Origin of the sequence: Streptosporangium sp. NPDC006013 (assembly GCF_040614275.1) — a bacterium.
Taxonomy (GTDB): Bacteria; Actinomycetota; Actinomycetes; order Streptosporangiales; family Streptosporangiaceae; genus Streptosporangium.
On record NZ_JBEXUE010000437.1, the window covers coordinates 1 to 8,365 of the forward strand.

Annotated in this window: 7 protein-coding genes and 1 riboswitch; of the genes, 5 read left to right on the forward strand and 2 right to left on the reverse strand. The window is 71.1% G+C overall.

Annotation, left to right across the window (positions count from 1 at the left end):
- Nucleotides 1-204: 204 nt before the first annotated feature.
- Both ABZ260_RS40585 and ABZ260_RS40590 read left to right on the forward strand, forming a co-directional pair.
- Nucleotides 205-1,134: a glycosyltransferase family 2 protein gene (locus ABZ260_RS40585; RefSeq protein ID WP_355559830.1), complete on the forward strand. Its 930-nt coding sequence runs from the start codon at nucleotides 205-207 to the stop codon at nucleotides 1,132-1,134.
- The gene (locus tag ABZ260_RS40590) at nucleotides 1,131-2,471 is read left to right on the forward strand and encodes an alpha-2,8-polysialyltransferase family protein (RefSeq protein WP_355628272.1); all 1,341 of its coding nucleotides are present in this window, start codon (nucleotides 1,131-1,133) and stop codon (nucleotides 2,469-2,471) included. Before ABZ260_RS40585 ends, ABZ260_RS40590 begins: the two co-directional genes overlap by 4 nt.
- A 372-nt stretch (nucleotides 2,472-2,843) precedes the next feature.
- On the opposite strand, the gene ABZ260_RS40595 is transcribed toward ABZ260_RS40590, so the two are convergent.
- Nucleotides 2,844-4,028: a DUF6716 putative glycosyltransferase gene (locus tag ABZ260_RS40595; RefSeq protein WP_355628275.1), complete on the reverse strand. Its 1,185-nt coding sequence runs from the start codon at nucleotides 4,026-4,028 to the stop codon at nucleotides 2,844-2,846.
- A 137-nt stretch (nucleotides 4,029-4,165) separates the two neighbouring features.
- A complete protein-coding gene (locus ABZ260_RS40600) occupies nucleotides 4,166-5,134 on the reverse strand; it encodes a hypothetical protein (protein WP_355628278.1) in 969 nt (322 codons plus the stop codon).
- A gap of 209 nt (nucleotides 5,135-5,343) precedes the next feature.
- On the opposite strand from ABZ260_RS40600, the gene ABZ260_RS40605 reads away from it, so the two are divergent.
- The 3 genes from ABZ260_RS40605 to ABZ260_RS40615 all read left to right on the forward strand — a co-directional run bounded on the left by ABZ260_RS40605 (nucleotide 5,344) and on the right by ABZ260_RS40615 (nucleotide 8,178).
- Nucleotides 5,344-6,222, forward strand: a complete 879-nt coding sequence (locus ABZ260_RS40605) for an oxidoreductase (protein WP_355628281.1) — start codon at nucleotides 5,344-5,346, stop codon at nucleotides 6,220-6,222.
- Nucleotides 6,223-6,240: 18 nt separating this feature from the next.
- On the forward strand, nucleotides 6,241-6,819 hold the full coding sequence (locus ABZ260_RS40610; protein WP_355628284.1) for a TetR/AcrR family transcriptional regulator: 579 nt from the start codon (nucleotides 6,241-6,243) through the stop codon (nucleotides 6,817-6,819).
- Between the two features lie 491 nt (nucleotides 6,820-7,310).
- Nucleotides 7,311-7,449: riboswitch (cyclic di-AMP (ydaO/yuaA leader) on the forward strand.
- Nucleotides 7,450-7,467: 18 nt separating this feature from the next.
- On the forward strand, nucleotides 7,468-8,178 hold the full coding sequence (locus tag ABZ260_RS40615; RefSeq protein ID WP_355628286.1) for a CHAP domain-containing protein: 711 nt from the start codon (nucleotides 7,468-7,470) through the stop codon (nucleotides 8,176-8,178).
- Nucleotides 8,179-8,365 lie beyond the last annotated feature (187 nt).

Sequence of the window (8,365 nt, forward strand, 5' to 3'; positions counted from 1 at the left end):
GCTTCGCTCCTTCGCTCCTCAGTCCAGTCGCCGGCGCGGCCTCACGGGTAGTCCCTCGGGGACGGAATACGGAGCACGTCCCCAGGGTGCTCCTTGGTTCAGTCGCCGGCGCGGGGTCACGGGTGGTCCCGTCGGGGGAAGGTGAGGGTGGTCGACGTGAGGGTTCTTGGTTGGGTCGTCTGAATCGGGGATGGGAGGGCGAAGTTGATCAAGTTGTCGGTGGTGGTTCCGGTGCGGGACGCGGAGAGCTACGTCGGGGACGCCTTGGCGTCGCTGGCCAGGAACGCGCGGCGGGACTTCGAGTTCATCGTGGTGGACGACGGGTCGGTGGACGCGACCGGGCAGATCGTCGAGGACTTCTGCCGTGATCTGCCCGGTCTGGTGGTGGTCCGCAACGACGCGCCGGTCGGACTGGCCGACGCGCGTAACCTCGGGATCTCCCTCGCCTCCGGCCGCTACCTGACGTTCATGGACGGCGACGACTGGCTCGCGCCCGGATATCTCGGGGACCTGGTCGGCGCGATCGAGCGGCTGGACTGCGACTTCGTCCGGGTCGACCACGTACAGGCGGAGGGCCGCAAGCGGACGATCCACCGGGCGCCGCTCGCCACCCGCGAGGTGGTGCTGAAGCCGCGCGACCACATCCTGCCCGATCACGCCAGGACCATGGTGGACTACCCGTACGCCTGGGCGGGGATCTACCGCCGGGACCTCGGCGACCTGCTGACCTTCCCGGGGCACCTGCACACCGCCGAGGACAGGCCGTGGATCTGGCGGCTGCACCGCGACGCGGGTTCGTTCGCGGTGGTGTCACTGGCCGGGCTGTTCTACCGGCGGATGGTGGCGGGCTCGCTGACGCAGACCGGCGACGCCAGGCAACTGCACTTCTTCGACGCCTTCGACCTGGTCTTCGCGGACCTGGAGGAGGAGTTCATGCCCAAGGCGGTGCGCACCTTCCGCGCGTTGCTGGCCCACCACCTGGAGCTGGGCGAGCGCCTCTCCCCCGAGCTTCGAGCCCGCTTCGAGGAGCGCGGTGCCACGACACTGAGGCGGTTCCCCGCCGACCTGCTCGCCGGAACCGCCCTGGACCCCGAACGCGATCAGATCCTGCTCGACCTCCTGGAGCGCCGATGACGCAGCTGTTCTACGCCTCGACCCTGTTCGGCGCGATGACGCTGGCGGCGGCGATCGACGACGGCCGTTTCGGCCCCCGCCAGGGGCGCCGGATCCTGCTGGTCTCCAACAACGCGGCCATCCCGGAGATCACCCCGGCTCTGGACGAGACCCCGGGCTTCGCCACGCTGCGCCCGCGCTTCGACGAGATCCACTCGTGGAACAAGATCGTGGCCCCGCTGCATCCATCGGACTGGAAGGCACGCCTCGTCGAGGTGCCGATGCTGGGCCGCCTGCTCCGCTCGCACCTGTCCCTGGGAGCCGGGCCCGCCGAGCTGGTTCTGGAATCCGTCGCGGTCCCCCCTGCCAGGACGCTGGCCGGACTGGTCAGGGACTGCCCCATCTCGGTCTACTCTGACGGCCTGATGAGCTACGGCCCGACCCGCGACCCGCTGCCGCAGGAGATCTACGGGCGGATCACCCGCCTGCTCCACCTCGACCTGGTGCCCGGTCTTCGGCCGCTGCTGCTCTCCGAGTACGGGGTGCCCGCCGAACCCCTCCCCGACCGGGCCTTCCTCGACGTGGTCGGCCACCGGGCCGATGACCCGCCCTCGGGCCGGGCGATGATCCTCGGCCAGTACCTGTCCGCCCTCGGCATCGTCACCTCCGAGGAGGAGGCGGAGCTCCACGCCGACATGCTGCGCGGCCTCGTCGCCCGGGGGTTTTCGCGCGTGCTGTTCAAACCGCACCCGGCCGCCGGTCGGCGGCACGCCCAGCGGCTGCGCGAGACGGCCGCCGAGCTGGGCGTCGAGCTGGACGTGGTGGCGGAGACCGTCCCGGCGGAGTCGTGCTTCGCCACCCTCGGGCCCGAGCTCGTGGTCGGCTGCTTCTCCACCGCTCTGATCACCGCCGGGCGGTACTTCGGGCTCCCGGTGGCGACGGTGGGCGGCAAGCTGATCCTGGAGCGGCTCTCCCCGTACGAGAACAGCAACCGGATCCCGGCGACCATCACCGACGCCCTGCTGCCCCGCCTGTCGACGGACGGTTCGCTGTGGGAGCCCCCGCCGGTGGACGTCTCCGCCCTGGTGGGCGCGGTCGGCTACTGCATGCGGAGCGAGGCGTATCCGGGGCTGCGCGAGCAGGCCGCGGCCTATCTCCAGGCCTGCGGCCCCGACCGCTACTTCAAGCACCGGCGGCTCGCCGCCCTGGACCTGATCACCACCCCGGCCACCACCGCATCGGCCGGCGCATCGGCCACCACTCCGGCCGCCACTCCGGCCGGCGCCCCGGTCGCCGCCCCCCGGGAGCGGAGCCCCCTGGGCAGGCTCCGCAGCCGCCTGTCGAGAACCTTTCCCTGAGCCGGACGGCCACTACGGCACGGCACGGGCGGGAAACGGCGGATCGCCCCGCGTCCCCCGTGCCGCGCCCTCTCCTCCGGTCCGGAGGCGGGGCGCGGGTGCCGGCCCAGCGCCCTGAGTTGACGCGCTCTTCGGCACGAGTACCGCGTGTGCGGCACCTCTGCGGCTTCCTGCCTCGTCGGCCCGCGCCACCGGGGTGGCCTTGTCGGGTCTCCACAGGCTTGCGAACCCTTCCGGCTCCGTTCCCGCTCATCCAGCGGTACCTGACACGGTCACACCGGCATGCGCTGATTCGCCGTCAACGGCGAATCAGCGTTCCCTGCCCCGCCACGCGGGAGAGTCCGTTTCCCCTCCGGCCTGAGGGGCGGAGCACTACGGACGACTCAGGTAGCGGCGCATCCGGCGCTTGGCGCGGTAGCCGATGCGCAGCACGTTCGGCGGGACCTCCACGCGCATCCGGGCGCGACGGCGGGCGGCGGCGTACTCGGGGCCGTCGAGCAGGGACTTGGCGGGGACGAGGCGTCCCGAGCGCGCCTGCCCGACCAGGGAGACCATCCGCGAGACCCAGTCGCTCTCGTCACCGGGATGGAAGTAGTTGTCCCTGCACCAGCCGTCGTCCGGGTCCAGGAAGCGCCCCGCGGAAAGATCGTCGAGGGTGCCGAGCAGGCCGCTGTCCTCGAAGACCAGATTGATCATCTCGGCGCCCACCCCGAAGTCCGACAGCACCAGCAGGGGCACCTGCTGGGCGATCGCCTCCAGCGCGGCGGTCGAGCTGACGGTGACGAACCCGGCCGCGTGGGCCAGGTGCTCGTGCATGGGCCCCACCGCGAAGCGCACGGCCCCGGCGCGCACCCTGCCCTCCTCCACGAGCGACTGCCACAGGCGCTGGTAGTGGTGGCGCTCATTGTGGGTCTGCCGCTCGCCGTCCAGGGCACGGAGCTTGACGACGACGTCCAGATCCGGCCGCCGCCCGGCCAGTTCGGCCAGGGCCAGCAGGATGCTCTCGCGCTCCTGTCTCCGCTTGGGCACCTTGGCCTGGGTGGCGAACACCACCCGGTCCCGCGGCCCGATGCGGGCGACCTCCTCCTGGCCTCGCAGAAACGGCAGCCGGGCCAGCCCCACCTGGCCGCCCCCGCCCAGCTCGCGGCCCATCGCCGAGAACTCCTCGACCTCCCGCCCGCTGTGCAGCACGAACAGCTCGCATCCGCTGCGAAACAGCCAGGCCTTCTCGGTGGCGGGGACGGAGATGCCAGGCAGGCCCGAGACGAACACCGGCCGTGGCCGCAACCCGGCCAGCACCTCACCGACCAGCACGTCCACCACGGGACCCGTGCAGGCGGCGAGCACCACGTCGGGCCCGAGCCGCTCGGCGGCCCGGCGCAGCGCGCGGGCCGAGAGCACCGGCGGATCCGCCGCCGAGCCCGCGACCGCGGCACTGATCTGCGCCGGGGACGGGGTGATGGGGGTGCGGATGACCGCCAGCTCCCTCGTGCATCCCGAGGGCAGGTCCCGCAGCAGGCAGGCCGCCCACTTCAGGTAGGAGTCAGAGTCGGCCACGGCCAGGACCTTCAACGAGAACCTCCAACGGGGATCCCCCGCTTCATATCCGATTTCACATGGGCGGACCCGGCGCGGCTCGCATCCCGGGGCGGCACGCCACCGGCCTCCGGCCGCGGGGTCACGAGGTCACGAGGTCATGCCCCGGTGGCTCCCGTGTCGTGATGGGCGAACATCGACAGGTGGGAGCGGAGCGAGGGGGCCGCCTCCACCGTCCACCACTCGTCCGGCACGTCCACCGTCTCGACCGGGACGCCCCTGGCCGAGAGCAGGACCCGCAGGGAGGTGACCGCGGTGGACGGCAGGCTCAGTACCCGCTGCCCGGCGGCCAGCCCGCGCAGGGTCATCTCGGCGGGGATCCCGCCGCCGTAGACGGTGATCCCGGGCTGCTCCCCGACCCTGGCGAGATCGTGGGGGTCCTCCCTGCGGTGCGGGAAGTAGGCCACCGGCCCGGCCGAGCCGAGAGCGGCCAGCCAGCCGAGGTAGTGGTCGCGGTGGATCAGGCCGTTGCGGACCAGCGAGGTGCCAAGGACGACCGTGAGCTCCTTGGGACGGGGCACGCGCAGCGGCTGCGACCGCAGCCAGGCGAAGTCGTGGGTGATCAGCTCGGCCCCTCTTGCCCGTACGGCCTTCGCCAGGTCCGCGGGAACGGGCAGCGCTGTGAAGATCGACAGCCGCCCCGAGCGGGCCGCGGCGCGCAACCTGAGTCCGGCCGCCGCGCCGAGGGCGGTTCTGAGCCGTCCCGCCTTCCCCCGGGCTCTCAGCAGGGGCGTACCCGCGTGGCCGACGAGCAGCTCCAGGAGCCTGATGGTGGCCAGCCCGTCGTCGACGATCACGATACGGCCGGGGCGCCCGGTGAGCCAGCGGAACTGGACCTTGCCGGAGAAGGCGTCGCCCACCGCCCAGGTCACGCCCCGGTGCGGCCTGGGCATGTCCGGCCGCGCGGCGGTGAGCTCCAGGCCCGGCGGCAGGGTGAGGCGCCCGAGCTCGCGCCCGGTGGCGGCCAGGGGGCGGAGCCTCGCCCTGGGCACGAGGTGGCTGCGGGCACCGAGCAGCCCCGCGTGGTGGGCCTCCACGGCGCAGAGCATCTGCAGCGGGGATTCCACCCAGGCGATGGCCGAACCCTGATCCCGCGCGTGGTCTCGACCGTCCTCCACGCCGGGTGATGACCCGTTCACGACTGACCCAAGCTAACCCGGTGGCCTTAAGCGCCGGGGAACCACGGATGAACAGCCGCCCACGCGTGCTTGCGCGCGGTCTTTTCGATCTTTATCGTGGTGTACGGCACCGTTTCGTACACCACGGAGGAGTGAGCATGTGGACACCCGATGAGATTCCCGACCTGACCGGCTCCACCGCCGTGATCACCGGGGCGAGCGGCGGCATCGGCGTACCGACGGCACTGGAGCTGGCCAGGCACGGCGCCAGGGTCGTCATGACGGCACGCGACCCGGACCGGGGCCGGGCCGCGCTGGAGGCGGTCAGGGCGGCGGCGCCAGGGGCGACGGCCGAGGTGAGAGCGCTCGACCTGGCCGACCTCCGCTCGGTACGCGCCTTCGCGGACACCGTCGACGGGCCGCTGGAGCTGCTGGTCAACAACGCCGGGATGGGCCCGATGTCCCGGCGGACCACCGCCGACGGCTTCGAGACCCAGTTCGGCGTCAACCACCTGGGGCACTTCGCCCTGACCGGCCTGCTGATGCCACGCCTGCTGGCCGCCTCCGCGGCCCGGGTGGTCACGGTCTCCAGCGACGCGCACTCCCTCGGCGCGATCGACTTCGAGAACCTGGGGCTGGAACGCGGGTACGGCATGTTCTCCGCGTACAGCCGTTCCAAGCTGGCCAACCTGCTGTTCGCCGTGGAGTTGCAGCGCCGCGCCGACGCCTCGGGGGCGGCGCTGCTGAGCCTGGCGACCCACCCGGGCATGACCGCCACCGGCATTCTGAAGCCGGGCGCCCTCACCCGCCCCTTCAACGCGCTGATGCGCCTGGTGGCACAGCCGGTCGCCAAGGGCGCCAGGCCGTCCCTGTACGCGGCCACCTCTCCTGAGGCGAGAGGCGGGCAGTACATCGGCCCGGGGCCGAAAGTGCTGCGCCCCTCGCCGAAGGCACTGGACGAGGCGGTGGCGGCGAGGCTCTGGGAGAGGTCCGAGGCGCTGACCGGCGTACGATTCGGGGAGATCCGCCAGCACTAGCGAACCACCGGAGGCACCTTGCGTCTCGACCCCACTCGGGAGCGGGCGATCCTCGACGCGACGGCCGGCCTGCTGTCCGAGGTCGGATACGACCGGATGTCCATCGACCAGATCGCCAGGCGGGCCAGCGCGAGCAAGGCCACGATCTACCGTCGCTGGGCGGGCAAGGAGGCGCTGGTCGTGGATCTGATCTGCAACCACCTTGAGATCGACGTCGTGCCGCCGCCCGACACCGGGTCGATGCGCGGGGACCTGATCGAGGTCGTGGACGGGTTCTGCCGGATACTGGAACGGAAACAGGCGATGATCTTCGGCCTGTTTCCGGCGTTCCTCACCTCCCCCGAGCTGGCCTCCGCCCTGCGCGACAACGTGCCCCGCCCCGACATCACCGGCACCGTCCCGCTGCTGGAACGCGCCAGGGAGCGCGGCGAACTGCCAGGGCCGGTGGACCCCGCGGAGCTCAGGAAGGCCACCGAGGCACTGGTGTGGTACCGGCTGCTCTTCACCGGTAAGCCACTGGATCGGGAGTTCGTCGAGGACACGGTCGACCGGTTCCTGCTCCCGCTGTTCCGATCCTGGTCCGGCCAAGAGAGCTGAGGCCCGCCCTGCCGCCGGCGGGCCCCTGGGCCGCCGAACCTCGTTCGGGCCTTCCGGGGGAGCGGGACGCATCCGCTCCACACTTTTTACCATCGAATATTTGTTGCAAAAAGTTAAGGCCTGACACCCTTACCGGCGAGCCTCCCGATCATGCCATACCATCCCGGGTCAGGCGATCCACCGGCGGGTACCACCCGGCTGGATCGCCGAGGAAACAGGGGATCCAGCCCGCGACGGGGCCGCGACCCCGTCCGCCGCGACCGGCCGGAGAACGGGTGTGACCCGCCTCCTTCCCAGGCCAAGCGACCCCCCGCCGTACCCCCGTGACTTGGACGTATCACCAAGTCAGGGCAATGTGTCCTACTTGTAATCGTCTGTCCGAGTGACGTACGTTCGTCCTGTTCATGGCAAATGTCTGGGTCTGTATAGATCTAAGCATTGCCGTCACATTGCCCGACCGTGTTCCACCTGGGCGGAACCTCCGCCCGCGGTGAGCACGGCCGCCGAATCCGCGAAGTCTGCGGAACCGGGGAACCACGTTCCTGGGGTGAATCAGCGCGTTCTCGCGCCGTAGGGCACTTCCCAGCCCGAACCCGTCAGCTAACCCGGTAGGCGGCATGGAAGCGAAGCAAGGAGTCGAACCCCGGTATGACCAAGCACCGCCTCACCCCCACCTTCAGCGCCCCCCGCGTGGCGAGCGCCCTCCTGGGCGCCTGCGTCGTCCTGGCGACCGGCTCCGTGGGCTCCGCAGCCCTGGCCGACAGCCACACCGCTCTGAACCCGCCCGCCGACGCGAAGATCTCCGAGGTCTCGCAGCACAGGCCCGCGAGCACCCCGCTCGAGATCGCGGCCCAGAGGCTGCCCAAGGTCTCCGCCGCGCAGGTCCTGGACCTCGCCTCCAAGCAGATCGGCGTCCGCGAGAACTCCCAGGGCGGCGGGACCAAGTTCCACTCGTGGTACATGTCCTCCCCGCGCGCCAAGGAGACCGTCGCTCGTGACGGCGGCACCATCCAGGGCTACGCCAACGCCCCCTGGTGCGCGATGTTCGTCTCCTGGGTCGGCGAGATGGCCGGCATCCGGCCCACGATGGGCTGGGACGCCTACACCGTCACCCACGCCAAGTGGTTCAAGAACAACCATCACTGGGGCACCACCCCCACTCCCGGCGCCGTCGTCTACTTCGACTGGGCCGGTGGCAAGAGCCTCGACGGCATCGACCACGTCGGCTTCGTGAAGAAGGACAACGGAGACGGCACGATCACCACGATCGAGGGCAACACCGGCAACGGCAACGTCGAGCAACGCATCCGGCCCGTCTCCCAGGTCGTCGGCTACGGCTACCCCGTCTACGCCAACTGATCCACACCCGCCACCCGCGCCATCCCCCATGGGGCGGGCACCCGGCACCCCCGCCGGTGAACGCGGGCCGATCCGCACTCGCCCAGGGGCGGGGGGCCGGCGGGCGGGGCCCCGCGCAGCGGGAAGGACATAGAGGTAGGCACCGCGCATAAATAACCGTACACAATCAAATATAGACGGTTATAGA

Bases quoted from the DNA above. Each gene is read 5' to 3' on its own strand.
- ABZ260_RS40590 (WP_355628272.1), top strand. From the start codon at position 1,131: ATGACGCAGCTGTTCTACGCCTCGACCCTGTTCGGCGCGATGACGCTG.
- ABZ260_RS40605 (WP_355628281.1), top strand. From the start codon at position 5,344: ATGTGGACACCCGATGAGATTCCCGACCTGACCGGCTCCACCGCCGTG.
- ABZ260_RS40615 (WP_355628286.1), top strand. From the start codon at position 7,468: ATGACCAAGCACCGCCTCACCCCCACCTTCAGCGCCCCCCGCGTGGCG.